General features: G+C 65.6%; 16 protein-coding genes. 4 read left to right on the forward strand and 12 right to left on the reverse strand.

The window, feature by feature from the left end:
• Window positions 1–58: 58 nt before the first annotated feature.
• Entirely contained in the window at window positions 59–2,308 is a 2,250-nt protein-coding gene (locus tag FHS31_RS13805; RefSeq protein ID WP_167074517.1) for a S8 family peptidase, read from the forward strand.
• A gap of 121 nt (window positions 2,309–2,429) precedes the next feature.
• Here the strand turns inward: FHS31_RS13805 and FHS31_RS13810 are convergent, their stop codons facing one another.
• The 8 genes from FHS31_RS13810 to FHS31_RS13850 all read right to left on the reverse strand — a co-directional run bounded on the left by FHS31_RS13810 (window position 2,430) and on the right by FHS31_RS13850 (window position 8,610).
• Window positions 2,430–2,783 (reverse strand): HesB/IscA family protein, encoded by a 354-nt coding sequence (locus FHS31_RS13810; RefSeq protein ID WP_167074519.1) that lies wholly within the window; start codon window positions 2,781–2,783, stop codon window positions 2,430–2,432.
• Between the two features lie 129 nt (window positions 2,784–2,912).
• A complete protein-coding gene (locus FHS31_RS13815) occupies window positions 2,913–3,386 on the reverse strand; it encodes an SUF system Fe-S cluster assembly protein (RefSeq protein ID WP_167074521.1) in 474 nt (157 codons plus the stop codon).
• Window positions 3,383–4,612 (reverse strand): cysteine desulfurase, encoded by a 1,230-nt coding sequence (locus FHS31_RS13820; protein ID WP_167074564.1) that lies wholly within the window; start codon window positions 4,610–4,612, stop codon window positions 3,383–3,385. The genes FHS31_RS13815 and FHS31_RS13820 overlap by 4 nt, the downstream gene beginning before the upstream one ends.
• A 53-nt stretch (window positions 4,613–4,665) precedes the next feature.
• On the reverse strand, window positions 4,666–5,391 hold the full coding sequence (locus FHS31_RS13825; RefSeq protein WP_167074523.1) for a SufD family Fe-S cluster assembly protein: 726 nt from the start codon (window positions 5,389–5,391) through the stop codon (window positions 4,666–4,668).
• Between the two features lie 136 nt (window positions 5,392–5,527).
• A complete protein-coding gene (gene sufC, locus FHS31_RS16505) occupies window positions 5,528–6,397 on the reverse strand; it encodes a Fe-S cluster assembly ATPase SufC (protein WP_243843469.1) in 870 nt (289 codons plus the stop codon).
• A complete protein-coding gene (locus FHS31_RS13840; RefSeq protein WP_167074525.1) occupies window positions 6,390–6,635 on the reverse strand; it encodes a hypothetical protein in 246 nt (81 codons plus the stop codon). The genes sufC and FHS31_RS13840 overlap by 8 nt, the downstream gene beginning before the upstream one ends.
• Window positions 6,635–8,107: a Fe-S cluster assembly protein SufB gene (sufB, locus tag FHS31_RS13845; protein ID WP_167074527.1), complete on the reverse strand. Its 1,473-nt coding sequence runs from the start codon at window positions 8,105–8,107 to the stop codon at window positions 6,635–6,637. Before sufB ends, FHS31_RS13840 begins: the two co-directional genes overlap by 1 nt.
• Entirely contained in the window at window positions 8,107–8,610 is a 504-nt protein-coding gene (locus FHS31_RS13850) for an SUF system Fe-S cluster assembly regulator (RefSeq protein WP_167074529.1), read from the reverse strand. The genes sufB and FHS31_RS13850 overlap by 1 nt, the downstream gene beginning before the upstream one ends.
• 211 nt (window positions 8,611–8,821) lie before the next feature.
• Between FHS31_RS13850 and FHS31_RS13855 the strand changes: the two genes are divergently transcribed.
• Both FHS31_RS13855 and FHS31_RS13860 read left to right on the forward strand, forming a co-directional pair.
• Window positions 8,822–9,853, forward strand: coding sequence for a quinone-dependent dihydroorotate dehydrogenase (locus FHS31_RS13855; RefSeq protein ID WP_167074531.1), 1,032 nt, complete (start codon window positions 8,822–8,824; stop codon window positions 9,851–9,853).
• Window positions 9,854–9,992: 139 nt separating this feature from the next.
• Complete coding sequence (locus FHS31_RS13860) at window positions 9,993–11,732, forward strand: gamma-glutamyltransferase family protein (RefSeq protein WP_167074533.1); 1,740 nt, start codon at window positions 9,993–9,995, stop codon at window positions 11,730–11,732.
• A 12-nt stretch (window positions 11,733–11,744) separates the two neighbouring features.
• On the opposite strand, the gene FHS31_RS13865 is transcribed toward FHS31_RS13860, so the two are convergent.
• From FHS31_RS13865 to hppD, 4 genes are all read right to left on the reverse strand, one after another.
• Window positions 11,745–12,107 (reverse strand): Rieske (2Fe-2S) protein, encoded by a 363-nt coding sequence (locus tag FHS31_RS13865; protein ID WP_425057237.1) that lies wholly within the window; start codon window positions 12,105–12,107, stop codon window positions 11,745–11,747.
• Window positions 12,104–13,405 (reverse strand): fumarylacetoacetase, encoded by a 1,302-nt coding sequence (fahA, locus tag FHS31_RS13870; RefSeq protein ID WP_167074535.1) that lies wholly within the window; start codon window positions 13,403–13,405, stop codon window positions 12,104–12,106. Before fahA ends, FHS31_RS13865 begins: the two co-directional genes overlap by 4 nt.
• Window positions 13,402–14,685, reverse strand: coding sequence for a homogentisate 1,2-dioxygenase (hmgA, locus tag FHS31_RS13875; protein WP_167074537.1), 1,284 nt, complete (start codon window positions 14,683–14,685; stop codon window positions 13,402–13,404). Before hmgA ends, fahA begins: the two co-directional genes overlap by 4 nt.
• A 151-nt stretch (window positions 14,686–14,836) precedes the next feature.
• A complete protein-coding gene (gene hppD / locus FHS31_RS13880) occupies window positions 14,837–15,898 on the reverse strand; it encodes a 4-hydroxyphenylpyruvate dioxygenase (RefSeq protein ID WP_425057238.1) in 1,062 nt (353 codons plus the stop codon).
• Window positions 15,899–15,974: 76 nt separating this feature from the next.
• On the opposite strand from hppD, the gene FHS31_RS13885 reads away from it, so the two are divergent.
• On the forward strand, window positions 15,975–16,421 hold the full coding sequence (locus FHS31_RS13885) for a MarR family winged helix-turn-helix transcriptional regulator (protein WP_167074539.1): 447 nt from the start codon (window positions 15,975–15,977) through the stop codon (window positions 16,419–16,421).
• The last annotated feature ends 109 nt before the right edge of the window (window positions 16,422–16,530 follow it).

Consider the following 16,530-nt stretch of genomic DNA (forward strand, 5'->3'; position numbering starts at 1 on the left):
TAACCACGCTTTTGATAAGCTCAGGCAGACGGGGGTTTGTATGGCTCATTCGCATATCATGATTCGCCGTGGCTGCGGCTTGCTGACCGGCGCTTCGCTGCTGATGCTCACCGCGTGCGGCGGCGGTGGCGGCGGCGTCAACTCGGTCTCGTCGGCGGCTTCCACGGGTTCAACGACAACCACCACGCCCGCAGCGCCCGTGATCAATTACAATGACGCCGAATATCAGCGATCCAACGGCACGGTCGATTCGGGTGCGATCACTGCCTGGAACGCGGGCTACACCGGCACCGGGCAGACGCTGGCGATCATCGATTCGGGTATCAAGGATGTCGATGGCGAATTCACCGGCCGCATCCTTTCCTCCAGCACCTCCTTCAATGGCACCAATTCGATCAGCGATGAAGGCGGCCACGGCACCACCGTCGCCGGCGTCGCCGCCGCGGCGCGCAATGGCAGCCAGATGGAGGGCGTGGCCTTCAACGCCAATCTGATGATCCTGCGCACCGATACATCGGGCAGCTGCGGCGGAACCGACGGCTGTTCCTACAGCAGCACCGCGATCACCAACGCGATCAATTACGCGACCACCAACGGCGCCAAGGTGATCAACATGTCGCTAGGCGGATCGGCGATGCCCTCCTCCACGATCGCGGCCGTGAACCGCGCGACTGCGGCGGGGATCATCGTCGTCATTTCGGCGGGCAATGACGGCAGCGCCAATCCCGATGTCTTCGCCGACGTCGCCAGTCTGAGCAGCGCGCACGGCCTGGTGATTATCGCCGGATCGCACGATGCCAACGGCACCATCTCCTCCTTTTCGGACCGGGCCGGCACCTATGCGCAATATTATCTGACCGCGCTCGGCAATTCCGTCCGCACCATCGACAATACGGGTGCGGCGGTGCTGGCGAGCGGCACCAGCTATTCGGCGCCCGAAATCGCCGCCGCCGCGCTGCTGCTGGAACAGGCCTTCCCCAATCTCACACCTACACAGGTGGTGGCCCTGCTCTATTCGAGCGCGACCGATGCGGGCGCGACCGGTGTCGACAGCATTTATGGCAATGGCCTGCTCAACATCGCAAAAGCCTTCGCGCCGGTGGGATCGACCAGTCTGGCGGGCAGCACCGTGACGCTTTCCTCTAGTGATACGATGACGCTATCCAGCGCGATGGGGGATGCCAAGGTGACGGGATCGTCGGTCGGCCAGGCGGTGGTGCTCGATGCGCTCGGCCGCGCTTATACGATGAGCGTCGCGCCCGGCGTCGCGCATGTCGCGGTCGATCAGCCGCTGCGCGAAAGCCTGGCGGGCAACATCCGCTCGACCGATTTTACGACCGGGCGCTTCTCGGTTTCATCAATGGTGTCGCAGGATGCGAGCGGCCAGCCCTGGCAGTCGCTGGCGCTCGGCCGGCGCGGCTTCGACGCGGGCATCGCGGCGCGGCCCGTTTCCAGCACGATGGTCGCCGCGATCGGCGAGACGCTGACCTTGGCAGCGGGCTATGCCTCCAGCGGGCACACGCTGGAGCAGCGGATCGATCCCGATGCACCGGCGACCAGCTTCCTCGCCGCGCGCGCGCCCGACGAGACACCGGGCTTCACCGGGCGGCAGGCGTTCAGCCTCGCCGGGCGGCAGAGCGTCGGCCACTGGGCGATCGGCTTCACCGCCGAGCGCGGGACGATCAACCAGGCCAGCCATCTTGATCCCGTAGATCCGGCCTATGCGATGATGGGCGTGCGGGCGGAGCGGCGCTTCGGCGGGCTGACGCTGATCGGCACGGCATCGACGCTGCAGGAAGACGGCACCGTGCTCGGCGCGCGTCTGTCCCCGGCGATGGGGCGCAGCGGCGCGGTGACGCGCTATCTGGGCGCGGAGGCGAGGCTCTGGATCGGCAAGGGTTGGAGCCTTGCCGCGCATTGGCGCCAGGGCTGGACGCACACGCAGAGCGGCGGCGTGCTGCTGGCCAGCGACATCAAGAGCCGCTCGGCAAGCTTCGATCTCGCCCATGTTGGCGCAGAGAGCCGCTTCGGTCTGCGCGTAGCGTTGCCGCCGCGCGTGACGGCGGGCGGCCTCGATCTCTGGCTGCCCACCAGCTATGATTATACCACCGGGGCGATCGGCTTTTCCAACGCCCGCATCGGCCTCGCCCCGCAGGGCCAGGAGCGCGACGTGGAAGCCAATTTCGGCACGCGCATTCCCGGCGCGGGGTGGCTGGACGCCAATGTGTTTCTGAGGATGCAGCCGGGCAATATCGCCGCAGCGGGCAATGATGTCGGGTCGGCGGTGCGGTATTCGGTAAGCTTCTAAGATCCTCCCCGGGACGGGGAGGGGGACCATGCGCAGCATGGTGGAGGGGTTTCCCGCTATCGAAAGGGTGATACCCCTCCGTCAGCCTTCGGCTGCCACCTCCCCTTACAGGGGAGGATCGCTACACCGTAAAACTCTCCCCACACCCACAACTGCCCTTGGCATTGGGGTTGTTGAACACGAAGCCGGCGGTGAAATCGTCGTCCACCCAATCCATCGTGCTGCCGATGAGATAGAGCACCGATCCGGCATCGACGTAGAAATCCCCGCCCGGCGTCTCGATCTTCTCGTCGAGCGGATTGGCGCTGGCGACATGCTCGACCGAATAGGCCAGCCCCGAACAGCCGCGCCGCGGCGTCGAGAGCTTGACGCCGATCGTGCCCTCAGGAGCCTGCGCCATCAGCTCCGCGATCCGCGCCTCGGCGGAGGGCGTGAGGGTGAGCGCGGCGGGGCGCTGGCGGGTCATCGTGGCCATCACTTCATCTCCTAAGCCCCTCCCCTTCAGGGGAGGGGTTGGGGTGGGGCAGTCTCTCAGCGGCATCATGCACCACCATCAGACTCCCCCACCCCCCGGCCCCCTCCCCTGAAGGGGAGGGGGAGTTTATTAAAGCATCCCTAACTCTAGCTTTGCCTCGTCCGACATCTTCGCCGGATCCCACGGCGGATCCCAGACGAGATTGACCTCGGACGATCCCACCCCCGGCACCGCGCCGACGCGCATCTCGACCTCGGCAGGCATTGTCTCGGCGACGGGGCAATTGGGCGTGGTCAGCGTCATCGACACCACTGTGTGCCCGCCGGCATCGATATCGACGCCATAGACGAGGCCCAGCTCATAGATGTTCACCGGGATCTCGGGATCATAGATTTCCTTGAGCGCATCGATCACCGCTTCATACAGCGCGCCGCCGGGCTCGTTGCCGGACAGCGGCTGCGGCTTTTCGGCGAGGAAGCCTTCGAGATAATCGCGCGGGCGCGCGGCAGGCGCTTCCTCGACATCCGAAACGCGAGCGCGCGGCGGCTGCACGACCTGCGCCAAATCCTCGATCTTCACCCACCTGTTATCTTCGTCGCTCATCCGAAAATCCGCCTTACCCGTTCCAGCCCGCGCACCAGCGCATCGACATCGGCCAATCCGTTATACACCCCGAAACTCGCCCGCGCCGTTGCCGGCACGCCCAGCGCCTCCATCAAGGGCTGCGCGCAATGGTGACCGGCGCGGATCGCGACCTGGCCTTCGTCCAAGATGGTGCCGATGTCGTGCGGATGCACCCCCTCCATCGCGAAACTGACGATTCCGGCGGAGTCTTCGGGGCCGAACAGGGTCACGCTGTTGATCCCGCGCAACGCCTCGCGCGTCGCGGTGACGAGCGCGGTCTCATGCGCATGGATCGCGGGGAGGCCGATGCCCTCGACATAATCGATCGCCGCATGGAGCCCGAGCGCGCCGACGATATGCGGCGTGCCCGCCTCGAACCGCTGCGGCGGCGGGGCATAGGTGGTGCGTTCGAAGCTGACGCGATCGATCATCGATCCACCACCCTGATAGGGCGGCATCGCGTCGAGCAATTCGGGACGCGCCCACAGCACGCCGATGCCGCTGGGGCCGTAAAGCTTGTGGCCCGAGAAAACATAGAAATCGGCGCCCAGCGCCGCGACATCCACGGGCAGGCGCGGCACCGCCTGGCAGCCATCGACCAGCAGCTTGGCGCCGACTTTGTGCGCGAGATCGGCGGCGCAGCGGACATCCAGCACCGAACCGAGGACGTTGGAGACATGCGCGAGCGCGACGAGCTTGTGCTGCGGGGTCAGCATCGCCTCGGCCGCATCGAGATCGATCTTGCCGTCTGCGGTGAGCGGGCAGACGTCGATTTCGATACCGGTGCGATCGCGGAGCAGCTGCCACGGCACGATATTGCTGTGATGCTCGAGTTGGCTCAGCAGGATGCGGTCGCCCGCCTTGAGCGTGGTGCCGCCCCAGCAGGTGGCGACAAGATTGATCGCCTCGGTCGCCCCGCGCACGAAGACGATCTCGTTGGCCGAGCCCGCGCCGATGAACCGCGCCACCCGCTCCCGCGCCGCTTCATAGGCGATCGTCATGTCGGCGGAGCGTTGATAGACGCCGCGATGCACCGTCGCGTAGGTTTCGCCATAGGCACGGGTGATCGCGTCGATCACGGGCTGCGGCTTTTGTGAGGTGGCGGCGGTATCGAGGTAGGACCAGTCCGCGGGGATGGCGGGAAAGTCGCTCAGGACATCCAGCGGAGACCCGTTCGTCCCGAGCGCAGTCGAGGGACGGGCCAGCGGCGAGGTCGAACGTGTCTCGACTTCGCTCGACACGAACGGAGAGACGGTAATCACAATAATCTCTCCAACGCACGATCGATCGCGCCTTCGAAGCGCTCGTCGCCCTCGAACAGACCGCCCACGAATGCGCGCAACAACAAGGCCTTGGCCTCCGCCGGCGGAATCCCGCGCGCGTTCAGATAGAACAATGCCCCCGCGTCCAGTTCGCCCACCGTCGCGCCATGCGCGCACTTCACATCGTCGGCGAAGATTTCGAGTTCGGGCTTGAGGTTGGCGGTCGCGGCGCGGTTAAGCAGCATCGCCTTGGCGGATTGGGAGGCGTCGGTCTTCTGCGCCCCGCGCGCCACCGCGACCTTGCCGAGATAGGAGCCGGTCGCCTGGCCACCGAGGACGATCCGCACGGCCTGCGCGCTGGTGGCATTGGGCTTGGCATGGGTGACGCGGGTGACGATCTCGTGCGTTTCGCTGCCGCCGCCGAGTATCGCGCCTGAGAGTTCGAAATGTGCCCCCTCGGCCAGCCGCACGCGCACGAACAGGCGCCCCAGCTTGCCGCCCGTGATCGCGGCGTTGACCGTGGCGGTGGCGCCTGCGCCGATCTCGATGGCGTGATCTTCGATGATGACGGCGTCGGCATCGCCGTCGATCAGGATCGGCAGCGTGAAGCTTTCGCCAGGTGCGACGACGTGAGTGTGCGTCTCGACCGGCCAGACGCGAGCGACGGCTTCGAGATCGCTGTACCGCCAGGATTCGTCGCGCTTGGTGGGGAGCGCGGTCATCAAATCCTCCCCTGTAAGGGGAGGGGGACCGCCGCGAAGCGGTGGTGGAGGGGTGTCCCGCTATCGAGGGGGTAACACCCCTCCGTCATCGCTGCGCGATGCCACCTCCCCTTCCAGGGGAGGATGTGCAGCTCGCTCACGCCGCCATCTCCCGATAGCCTTCGCGCTCCAGCTCCAGCGCCAGCTCCGGGCCGCCGCTGCGCACGATCCGGCCGCCCGCCAGCACATGCACGAAATCCGGCTTCACATAATCGAGCAGCCGCTGGTAATGCGTGATCAGCAGCACCGCCTTGTCGGGTTTGCGCATGATCGTGTTGATCCCCGCGCCTACCGCCTTCAGCGCATCGATATCGAGGCCGCTGTCGGTCTCGTCGAGGATCGCGAGCTTGGGATCGAGGATGCCCATCTGCACCATCTCGGCGCGCTTCTTCTCGCCGCCCGAAAAGCCGACGTTGACCGGGCGCTTGAGCATCTCAGGATCGAGACCCAGCGCGGCCGCCTGCGCGCGCGCGATCTTGAGGAACTCCGCGCCGGACGCGGCCGGCTCGCCCCGGCCTTTTCGCTGCGCGTTGAGCGCCTCGCGCAGGAACTGGAGATTGGAGACGCCGGGGATTTCGACGGGATATTGGAAGCCAAGGAACAGGCCCGCAGCGGCGCGTTCGTGGGGGGCGAGGGCAAGCAGATCTGTCCCCCTCCGGCCTGCGGGAGGGGTTAGGGGTGGGCGCGCGACCGCAAGGTCGCGCTCCGACGCCGGTTCCGGGAGCTCGCCTATCGGCTCGCGCCCACCCCCGACCCCTCCCGCAAGCGGGAGGGGCGACGTGAACGTCGCACTGCCCCCCGTCACCGCATAGCCCGGCTTGCCGGCCAGCACATAAGCGAGCGTCGATTTGCCCGCCCCGTTCGGCCCCATGATCGCATGCACCTCGCCCGCGTTCAGCGTGAGCGAAAGGCCCTTAAGGATCGGCTTGCCGTCAACTTCGGCGTGGAGGTTTTCAATTTTAAGCATCAACTGCCCGACAATAAATGTGAGTCGCCATTTCAGGGATGCCGATCATCACGAAGGAAATTTGATTGACGCACTCTGGGACGTGCACAATGTCTGTTACGAGGCACAAGGTTTGATAACCCTGTTCATCTAGCTGAATTTTTTCACCAATCCGGGGCAGTTCGTAGAACTCGCGTTCGCCGAGGTTCAGTGCACGGCCTTCCTTGTCGAACAACTTGTGCACAATTGCGCTGGGCATCACCCTACGCTCCCCTCAAGGCTGATTCCCAGCAGCTTCTGCGCCTCGACCGCGAATTCCATCGGGAGCTGCTGCAGCACTTCCTTGGCGAAACCGTTGACGATCAGCGCCACCGCCGCCTCCTGATCCAGCCCGCGGCTCATCGCGTAGAAGAGCTGATCGTCCGAAATCTTGCTGGTCGTCGCCTCATGCTCGATCTGCGCGCTGGGGTTGCGCACTTCGATATAGGGGACGGTGTGCGCGCCGCATCGATCGCCCAACAGCAGGCTGTCGCACTGGGTGAAGTTGCGCACGCCCTCCGCCGTGGGGCCGACGCGAACCAGGCCGCGATAGGTGTTGTCGCTGCGCCCCGCCGAAATGCCCTTGGAGACGATCGTCGAGCGGCTGCCCTTGCCCAGGTGGATCATCTTGGTGCCGGTATCGGCCTGCTGCCGGTTGTTGGTGACCGCCACCGAATAGAATTCGCCGACGCTATTCTCGCCCGCCAGCACGCAGCTCGGATATTTCCAGGTGATCGCGCTGCCGGTTTCGACCTGCGTCCACGAAACCTTGCTGTTCCGGCCCTGGCAGAGCGCGCGCTTGGTGACGAAATTGTAGATGCCACCGAGGCCGTTCGCATCGCCGGGATACCAGTTCTGCACGGTGGAATATTTGATCTCGGCATCGTCGAGCGCGACCAGCTCGACCACGGCGGCGTGGAGCTGGTTCTCGTCACGCATCGGCGCGGTGCAGCCTTCGAGATAGCTGACGTAACTGCCCGCATCGGCGACGATCAACGTGCGTTCGAACTGGCCGGTATTTTCGGCATTGATGCGGAAATAGGTGCTGAGCTCCATCGGGCAGCGCACACCCTTGGGCACATAGACGAAGGTGCCGTCCGAAAAGACCGCGCAGTTGAGCGCCGCGAAATAATTGTCGTGCATCGGCACGACCTTGCCGAGCCATTGGCGCACTTGCTCCGGATATTCGCGGATCGCCTCGCTGATGCTGCGGAAGATGACGCCGGCGGACTCCAGCTCCTTGCGGAAGGTGGTGGCGACCGAGACGCTATCGAAGACCGCGTCCACCGCGATCTTGCGTTGCGGCACGTCGCTCTCGACGCCGGCGAGCAATTTCTGCTCCTCGATCGGGATGCCGAGCTTCTCATAGACGCGCAGGATCTCGGGATCGACCTCGTCCAGCGAGCCCAGCTTGGGCTTCACCTTGGGCGCGGCATAATAATAAGCGTCCTGATAATCGATCGGCGGGATGTTGAGCTTGGCCCAGTCGGGGCTCTCCATCGTCAGCCAGTGGCGATAGGCCTTGAGCCGCCAATCGAGCATCCACTCGGGCTCATTCTTCTTGGCCGAAATGAAGCGGACGGTGTCTTCGCTGAGCCCCTTGGGGGCGAATTCCTGCTCGATGTCCGAAGAGAAACCCCACTCGTACGCCTTCTCGGCGGCGGCGATCGCATCGGCGTTGCGGGTGGCCATCAGACTCTCGCCTCCAACAATCCGTTCGTGTCGAGCGAAGTCGAGGCACGTTCGACCTTTGCGCTTGGGGCACGTCCCTCGACTGCGCTCGGGACGAACGGTGTGGGGGTAGCGAGTTGGGCGAGCGTCACGCTCGCCAAAGCCCCCCGCATCGCATCATTCACCACGTCCCAATGCGGCTTGACCTGGCAATGATGATCCAGCCCACAATCCTGCCGCCCCGCCTCGACACAGGCGGTCAGCGCGATCGGCCCTTCGACCGCCTCTACGATATCGGCGAGCGTGATCTGCGCAGGCGTTCGCGCCAGCCGGAACCCGCCGTTGCCGCCGCGCGCCGATACCAGCAGCCCCGCGCCCGAAAGCTTCCCGATCAGCTTTTGCGCGGTCGGCAGCGGCACGCCCGTCTCGGCGGCGAGACAGGTGGCGTTGAGCCGCACCTCCCCCGCCCGCGCGGCGGCGCAGAGCAGAACGACCGCATAATCGGCAAGGTTGGAAAGGCGCATAGGCTCCTAATCGGACTGATTCGATCCGATTGGCAAATGGGGGCGGGAGGGCGTTGGGTCAAGCCGCTGCTCGCTTCAAATTCCGTTTGTGTCGAGCGAAGTCGAGACACGTTCGCGCTCAAGGATCTTGCACGTCCCTCGACTTCGCTCGGGACAAGCGGAGGACGTGTTGCGCGTGACCTACCGATCGCGTGTGCCTAATAATACATATATGCGCCTCTTCCCGCTCATCCGCCCCGCCCTGTTTGCGATCGAAGCCGAACGCGCGCATCGGCTGACGATCGAGGGGCTCAAGGCGATGCCGCGCCGTGTGGCATCACACGATCCCCGCCTCGCCACGGAAGTCGCAGGCCTCCGCTTCCCCTCACCGATCGGCCTTGCCGCGGGCGTCGACAAAGATGCGGAAGTTCCGGACGCCTTCCTCTCGCTCGGTTTCGGCTTCGTCGAGGTCGGCACGCTGACGCCGCTGCCGCAGGCGGGCAATCCCAAGCCGCGCCTGTTCCGTCTTCCCGAGGATCGCGCGGTGATCAACCGGATGGGCTTCAACAACGGCGGGCAGAAGGAGGCCTTCGATCGCCTTTCCAAGCGCCCGCGCCGGGGGATCGTCGGGGTCAACGTCGGTGCCAACAAGGATGCCGCCGATCGCGTCGCCGATTATGCCGCGGGCGTCGCGCGGATGGCGCCGGTCGCCGATTATCTGACGATCAACATCTCCTCCCCCAATACGCCGGGGCTGCGCGCGCTGCAGGAGGCGGCGGCGCTCGACGATCTGCTGATCCGCGCGATGGCGGTGCGCGGGGATGAGGGGCCGCCGATCTTCCTCAAAGTCGCCCCGGATCTCGCGCCCGCCGATGTGGACGCGATCGCGCGGGTGGCGATCGATCGCAAGGTTGATGCGCTGATCGTCTCCAACACCACGATTGCGCGGCCGGATTTGACGAGCCGCAGGGCCGGCGAGACGGGGGGGCTTTCCGGCGCGCCGCTGAAGGCTTTGGCGCTGCAGCGGCTCAAGGATTTCCGCGCGGCGACGGGCGGCGCGATCCCATTGATCGCGGCGGGGGGGATCGCGAGCGGCGCGGATGCCTATACGCGGATATTGGCGGGGGCGAGTTTGGTGCAGCTCTATACGGCGCTGGTGTATGAGGGGCCGTTGCTGGCGCGGAGGATTGCGGCGGAGCTGGTGGCGCTGTTGGAGCGCGATGGCTTTCTGAACGTTGCTGAGGCTGTAGGCACCCACCCCTAAAACCGTTTGTGTCGAGCGAAGTCGAGGGACGTGCCGCTGGCGTCACGCTAACGTGTCTCGACTTCGCTCGACACGAACGGTTTAGCGCGAGACGCAAATCCCTCTTGCTGCGCCGCAAAAGACGGTTAGCCTCCGTTTCATGCTCAAGCGCCTCGCCCTCCTCCTCGCCCTCGTTCCCCTCGCCGCGCAGGCCAAGGCGCCGCACCACCCGACCAGGCCGCAACCCGGCATGGTCTCCGCCGCCGATCCGCGCGCGACGGCGGCGGGCGTCGAAATCCTTCGCAAGGGCGGCACGGCGGCCGATGCGGCGGTGGCGATGATGGCGGCGCTCAACGTGGTGGAGCCGCTGCACTCCGGCCTCGGCGGCGGCGGCTTCCTCGTCTATTCGGATGCCGCGCATCGCACCACCAGCTATGACGGGCGCGAGGCGGCGCCGGCGGCGGCGGACCCCTATTGGTTCTATGTCGACGGCAAGCCACTGGGGCATATGCAGGCGGTGCCCGGCGGGCGGAGCGTCGGCGTGCCGGGCAACCTCAAGCTGATGTGGAAGGCGCATCAGGCGCATGGCAAGCTGCCCTGGGCGGCGCTGTTCCAGCCCGCGATCCGGCTGGCGCGCGATGGCTGGGTGATCACGCCGCGGCTCTACAATTTCCTCGCGCACTTCCCGCTGCCGATGGACGCCTGGGGGAAATCCTATCTGTATGATGCCAACGGCCAGGCGCTGCCGGTGGGCACGATGGTCAAGAATCCCAAGCTCGCGGCACAGTTCGAAGCCATCGCGGCCAAAGGGCCGGACTATTTCTACAAGGGCGCGCAGGCGGAGAAACTGGTCGCCACGGTCAACGGCGCCGCCAAGAACCCCTCGAAGATGACGGTCGCCGATCTCGCCGCCTATGATGCCAAGCCGCGCACCCCGATCTGCGGCACCTATCGCATCTACAGGATCTGTGGCGAGGGGTCAGCGGGATCGGGATCGATCGTCGTGCTGACGATCCTCAAGCAGCTCGAACGCTTCGACATGGCCAAGCTGGGCAAGGATTCCCCCGTTGCCTGGCATCTGTTCGCCGAAAGCTCGCGCCTCGCTTACGCCGATCGCGACACCTATCTCGCCGATCCCGATAAGGTCAGCGTGCCGGTCGCGGGGCTGCTCAGCGCGGGCTATATCGCCGGTCGATCGGCGCTGATTTCGCCGAACAGCTCGATCGACATCGTCCAGCCGGGCACGCCTCCGGGCGCCCCGCCCCGCGTCCGCGCCACGCCCGGCCCCGAGCATGGCACCACCGATATGGTCGCCATCGATCGCGCCGGAAACGTTGCCGAGATCACCACCACGATCGAAAGCGTCGCGGGATCGGGCCTCAGCCAGGACGGCGCCTTCCTCAACAACGAGCTGACCGATTTCGATATCGTGCCCGTGAAGAACGGCATGTGGGTCGCCAACCGGGTCGAGGGCGGCAAGCGGCCGCGCAGTTCGATGGCGCCGACGATCGTCTATGGGCCGGACGGCAAGGTGCGGATCGCGATCGGCGCGGCAGGAGGATCGACGATCATCGCGCAGGTGGCCAAGGCGCTGGTCGCGGTGCTCGATTGGCACCTGAGCGCGCAGGACGCGATCGCGCTCGGTCTGGTCTATGCGCCCGGCGATATGGTGGTGCTGGAAAAGGGCACGCAGGCCGAGGCGATGAAGCCCGCGCTCGATGCGATGGGCCAGAAGACCACGGTGGCGCCACTCGGCCTCAAGGCCAATGCGATCGAGTGGAAGGACGGCCATTGGGCGGGCGCCGCCGATCCGCGCAGCGAGGGTGTCGCGATGGGCGAGGATATGACCGCTACGGCTATTCAGCGCGTGGTGGCCAAGGCGGGCACGCCTTCGGAGTAAAGGGCGCGCGCCTTATGCGGTGGTCAGGATGCCGTCCACCACGGTCACCGGCCAGGCGATCAGCCGCTGCCCGACGCACGGCCCTCCGACGCAGGCCCCCGTCTCGATCTCGAACAAAGCGCCGTGCCAGCTGCAGCCGATCAACTCTCCGCCGAGCGTGAGATAATCGTCCAGCTCGCGCGCCAGCGGCACGCCGGCGTGGGGGCAGCGATCGACATAGCCGAACACCGCCCCGCCGCGCCGCACGACGAAGCCGTGAAAGCGCCCGGCGCGCATCTGCAGCACGAAATTGCGCGCCTTGCCCTCCGCGATCAGATCGATCGGGCCGAGCGTGACGCCCGCCGGCGTCGCGCTGAGCGCGGGGGGCAGGCTCACACTGCGGGCGCAGGCAGAATGCGCGCCCGGCAGTCTCCAAAGCCAATGGATACGGCGCCAGCAGCCTCGGCGCGCGCCGAGAGGATGATCTCGTCGCCATCCTCCAGGAAGGTGCGCGTTTCACCGTTGGGTAGCGCCAGCGGCTGCTGGCCATTGCGGGAGAGCTCCATCAGGCTGCCCATGCCGCTGGCATCGGGGGTCGAGATCGTGCCGGTGCCGAGCAGATCGCCGGGTGCGAGGTTGCAGCCGTTCGAGGCGTGGTGCGAGACGAGCTGCGCCACCGTCCAATACATGTTGGCGGCGCTGCCCTTGCTCAGCGCGAAGGGTGCGGCGCCCGCCTCGCGCATCGTCGCGGTGAGCAGGCTCACCTCCAGCGACAAACCAAGCGCACCTTTAGCCTGATCCGCTGCATCGAGCAGATAGGGCAGCGGCGCGGGATCGCCCTCGGGCCGCGGCGGCTGGGCGATGCGGAACGGCGCCAGCGCCTCGGCGGTGATCACCCAGGGCGATATCGTCGTCTGGAAATTCTTGGCGAGAAAGGGGCCGAGCGGCTGATATTCCCACGCCTGCAGATCGCGCGCCGACCAATCGTTGAGCAGGCAGAATCCCGCAATATGCTCGGCCGCCTGCGCGATCGGGATCGGCGTGCCCAGCGCATTGCCGGGGCCGACCCACACGCCCAGCTCCAGCTCATAATCGAGGCGGCGGCTGGGGCCGTAGCTCGGGACATCGGCATCGGGCGCCTTGCGCTGGCCGTTGGGACGGACGACCGGCATGCCCGACGCGCGGATCGAGGACGCGCGGCCATGATAGCCGATCGGCACCCATTTATAGTTGGGCAGCAAAGGATTGTCGGGCCGGAACTGCTTGCCGATGTTCAGCGCGTGATGGATGCCCGCGTAGAAATCGGTGTAATCGCCGATCGCGGCGGGCAGGTGCAACGCGCAATCGGCGGCGACGAACAGGCCGTCCTCCACCTCGCGACGATGCGCTTCGCCCGTCAGCAGGCGCGACAGCGCTCGGCGCAGCGCGACGCGATCCGCCTGGGGGAGCGCCATCAATGGGTTGAGCGTCGCACCACCGATGGTGCGTGCGGCTGCGTCGGGTAGCAGCCGAGCCACAACGCCGAGATCGAGGATTTGGTCGCCGATCGCCACGCCTATGCGCGGGCTCCCGCCCGGCGGCGCAAAGATGCCGAGCGGCAAATTCTGGATCGGGAAATCGGCATGGCCGTTGGCGCTCTCGACCCAGCTTGTCAGCGCGGGATCGTGCGTCTCGTCGATGGTGAAGGCGCTCATTCGGGAAGCCTTGCCTTGGTGAAGCCCGCCCAGCAATCGTCATAGTCGAGTTGAGCCAGCGGCGTCTCTGTGGCCCAGCGCGTCGGGCGGATAACGCGGCTGCTTTCGAACATGAAGGCCATCGTGTCCTCGATCTTGTGGGGCTTGAGATCGGCGGCGATCGCCTGTTCATAGCTGGCGCGATCGGGACCGTGACCGCTCATCCGGTTGTGCAGCGAGGCGCCGCCGGGCGCGAAGCCGCCCGCCTTGGCATCATAGGCGCCGGTGATCAGCCCCATATATTCGCTCATCACGTTGCGGTGGAACCAGGGCGGCCGGAAGGTCTGCTCGGCGACCATCCAGCGCGGCGGAAAGATCACGAAATCGCAGTTGGCCGTGCCGGGCGTTTCGCTCGGCGACGTCAGCACCGTGAAGATCGAGGGATCGGGATGATCGAAGCTCACCGTGTTGATCGTGTTGAAACGGGTGAGATCGTAGCGGCAGGGCGCCAGATTGCCGTGCCAGGCGACGACATCGAACGGCGAATGATCGATCATCGTCGTCCACAATGCCCCCGAGAATTTCTGGACGATCTCGGTGGCCACATCTTCATCCTCGAACGCGGCGACCGGCGTTTCGAAATCGCGCGGATTGGCGAGGCCGTTCGATCCGATCGGGCCGAGATCGGGCAAGCGGAACGGGTGGCCGTAATTCTCGCAGACATAACCGCGCGTCGGGCCGTCGACCTCGACACGGAAGCGCAGCCCGCGCGGGATCAGCGCGATCTGCAGCGGTGCGACGTCCAGCACCCCCAATTCGGTGACGATACGCAGCGCGCCTTGCTGAGGAACGATCAGCAGCTCGCCATCGGCATTCTGGAAGGCGCGGTGCGCCATCGATCGGTTGGCGGCGTAGAGGTGGATGCCGATGCCCTGCTCGCCGACTTGGCCGTTGCCGCCATAGCTGGTGAGGCCATCGAGAAAGTCGGTCGGCTTTTCGGGCAGCGGCAGCGGATCCCAGCGCAGGCGATTGGGGCTGGGCGGCACCTCGTCGAACGGCGCCGAGCGCAGCAGCGGCGCGCCGTCATAGGGCTTTAATGGCGGGTGATTGGCGGTGGGGCGCAGGCGATAGAGCCAGGAGCGGCGGTTTTCAGCGCGCGGCGCGGTGAAGGCGGTGCCGGATAGCTGCTCGGCGTAGAGCCCGAACGGCACCTGCTGCGGGCTGTTGCGCCCGATCGGCAGCGCGCCGGGGACGGCTTCGGTGGAAAAGTGATTGCCGAAGCCGGTAACATATTCGGTCATATCGCGCCTCTTGGCCCTCTCCCGTCTTCACGGGAGAGGGTGGATGAGGGTCTTCTTCTTCGACCGTGGAAAGACCCTCACCCTCCCACAAATCTCGCTGCGCTCGCTTTGCGGGCCCCTCCCTCTCCCGCGAAAGTGGGAGAGGGAAATATCACTCCTCCACCGCGATGACGCCGCGGCGGATCTGGTCGAGTTCGATGCTTTCGAACAGGGCCTGGAAATTGCCGTTGCCGAAGCCTTCGTTGCCCTTGCGTTGAATGATCTCGAAGAAGATCGGCCCGAACAGAGGCTCGGTGAAGATCTGGAGCAGCAGGCCCTCCTCGCCCACCGCGCCATCGATCAGGATGCGGTTCCTGCGCAGGCGCTCCAGATCCTCGCCGTGGCCGGGCACGCGCGTGTCGACCAGCTCGTAATAGGTTTCGATCGTGTCCTGCAGCCTGACGCCACGCGCGCGGAGCTTCTCGACTGTCGCATAGATATCCGGCGTGGTCAGCGCGAGGTGCTGGATGCCCTCGCCCTTATATTCGCGGATGAATTCCTCGATCTGGCTCCTGTCGTCCTGGCTCTCGTTCAAGGGGATGCGGATCGCCTTGTCGGGCGCGATCATGGCTTGCGAGAACAGCCCGGTCGCCTGGCCCTTGATGTCGAAATATTTCTGCTCCTCGAAATTGAAGAGCGTGCGGTAGAATTCGCTCCACACCCGCATCTGCCCGCGCCGGACATTGTGCGTGAGATGATCGAGCAGATCGAGGCCGACGCTGTTGCGTGCCTCCGCCTCGCGCCAGCCGGGAAACTCGGCCCAATCGGCATAGGCATCGACACCATCGGCCATGAAATAGAGATAGGAGCCGCCGATGCCCTGAATGACGGTATCGTCCTCGTCGGTCGGCTTGGCGCCATGCGCCAGCGCCCATTGCATCGCATGCTCGGGATCGGCGACGCGGAAGGCCATCGCGCTGGCCGAAGGACCATGCTCGCCCCGGAACGCCGCGACGCGCCCGGCCTCGTCGCGGTTGAGCATCAGGTTGATGCGGCCCTGCTTGTAGCGGGTGATGTTCTTGGTCGGGTGGCGGTGCGTGGCGGTGAAGCCCAGCGCTTCGAACACCGCCGCCATCGCCGCCGGATCGGGCGAGGTGAATTCGACGAATTCGAAGCCGTTTAACCCTAACGGATTGGCATCGGCGAACTGCTGGTCGTTGGGCATGGCGGTCATCGGGCGCACCTCATCCGGTATCATCTGATACTATTTGGTCGTTTGCCTATCCGGTGTCAAATGATACTATCGGGCCATGGCAAAAGGTCCGCTGCGCCTCGAAGAATTTCTGCCCTTCCGGCTGTCCTACACGTCCAACCTGGTCAGCGACCGCATCGCCGATGCCTATATGGCGCTGTTCGGGCTGCGCATCCCGGAATGGCGGGTGATCGCGGTGGTGGCCGAGCAGGACGGGATCAGCCAGCTCGACATTGGCGCACGGACGCGGATGGACAAGGTCACCGTCAGCCGCGCCGCGATCGCGCTTTCCCAGCGCGGATTGCTCGCGCGCCAGCCCCACGGCGCCGACAAGAGATCGCACCTGCTGATCCTCTCCGAAGCGGGCCGCGCGCTCTATGCAGAGGTGGCGCCCAAGGCGCTGGAGTTGGAGGCACAATTATTCGCTGGGTTCAGCCAAGCCGAGCTTGACGCTTTTACCGCGACGTTGCGCAGGATCGATGCGGTGGTGCTCAGCGGGACATGATATCCTCCCCTTTTAGGGGCATTGTTCACTTTGTATTGACGTGCGATGATGCGGCGTTCTGATGGGAGGCGTTGATGCGGTGTCATCATTGTGGTTCGGAGGAGTCGCG

It is taken from the genome of Sphingomonas vulcanisoli, from assembly GCF_011761305.1.
In the GTDB taxonomy this organism is placed as follows: domain Bacteria; phylum Pseudomonadota; class Alphaproteobacteria; order Sphingomonadales; family Sphingomonadaceae; genus Sphingomonas_I; species Sphingomonas_I vulcanisoli.

Bases quoted from the DNA above. Each gene is read 5' to 3' on its own strand.
- FHS31_RS13860 (WP_167074533.1), top strand. From the start codon at position 9,993: ATGCTCAAGCGCCTCGCCCTCCTCCTCGCCCTCGTTCCCCTCGCCGCG.
- hppD (WP_425057238.1), bottom strand. From the start codon at position 15,898: ATGACCGCCATGCCCAACGACCAGCAGTTCGCCGATGCCAATCCGTTA.
- sufC (WP_243843469.1), bottom strand. From the start codon at position 6,397: ATGCTTAAAATTGAAAACCTCCACGCCGAAGTTGACGGCAAGCCGATC.
- FHS31_RS13810 (WP_167074519.1), bottom strand. From the start codon at position 2,783: ATGGCCACGATGACCCGCCAGCGCCCCGCCGCGCTCACCCTCACGCCC.
- FHS31_RS13850 (WP_167074529.1), bottom strand. From the start codon at position 8,610: ATGCGCCTTTCCAACCTTGCCGATTATGCGGTCGTTCTGCTCTGCGCC.
- fahA (WP_167074535.1), bottom strand. From the start codon at position 13,405: ATGAGCGCCTTCACCATCGACGAGACGCACGATCCCGCGCTGACAAGC.
- FHS31_RS13805 (WP_167074517.1), top strand. From the start codon at position 59: ATGATTCGCCGTGGCTGCGGCTTGCTGACCGGCGCTTCGCTGCTGATG.
- FHS31_RS13825 (WP_167074523.1), bottom strand. From the start codon at position 5,391: ATGACCGCGCTCCCCACCAAGCGCGACGAATCCTGGCGGTACAGCGAT.
- FHS31_RS13840 (WP_167074525.1), bottom strand. From the start codon at position 6,635: ATGCCCAGCGCAATTGTGCACAAGTTGTTCGACAAGGAAGGCCGTGCA.
- sufB (WP_167074527.1), bottom strand. From the start codon at position 8,107: ATGGCCACCCGCAACGCCGATGCGATCGCCGCCGCCGAGAAGGCGTAC.
- FHS31_RS13855 (WP_167074531.1), top strand. From the start codon at position 8,822: ATGCGCCTCTTCCCGCTCATCCGCCCCGCCCTGTTTGCGATCGAAGCC.
- FHS31_RS13885 (WP_167074539.1), top strand. From the start codon at position 15,975: ATGGCAAAAGGTCCGCTGCGCCTCGAAGAATTTCTGCCCTTCCGGCTG.
- FHS31_RS13815 (WP_167074521.1), bottom strand. From the start codon at position 3,386: ATGAGCGACGAAGATAACAGGTGGGTGAAGATCGAGGATTTGGCGCAG.
- hmgA (WP_167074537.1), bottom strand. From the start codon at position 14,685: ATGACCGAATATGTTACCGGCTTCGGCAATCACTTTTCCACCGAAGCC.